Here is a 250-nt window from a genome sequence, read left to right on the forward strand (position 1 = left end):
ACCGGAAGACTCGCCCACCGGGATGGTGATGGTTTGGCCGTTGGACAGGGTGACCACGACCGGCGAACCGGTGACCGGAGCAGTGACGGAAGCGGTGTAAACGACAACGCCGCCTTCAGCCACGGACGGCGTTGCCGTCAGCGAAACAGTGCTGGTGTCGATGGTATCGGTGACATCGGTCACTGCCGGGGTGGTGCTCGGCACCAGGTTCTCGAAGTTGCCGCCAGCAGCATCCTTGATGGTGACTTCG

At 62.8% G+C, this 250-nt stretch carries 1 protein-coding gene; it reads right to left on the reverse strand.

Translation table 11 applies throughout. The features are described from left to right. On the reverse strand, positions 1-250 hold a 250-nt coding region (locus PVZ80_RS00245; RefSeq protein WP_273863287.1), incomplete at both ends, for an immunoglobulin-like domain-containing protein.

The sequence above is a fragment of the Pseudomonas sp. B3G-3 genome, assembly GCF_028640915.1.
GTDB classification, from domain to species: domain Bacteria; phylum Pseudomonadota; class Gammaproteobacteria; order Pseudomonadales; family Pseudomonadaceae; genus Aquipseudomonas; species Aquipseudomonas chlororaphis_I.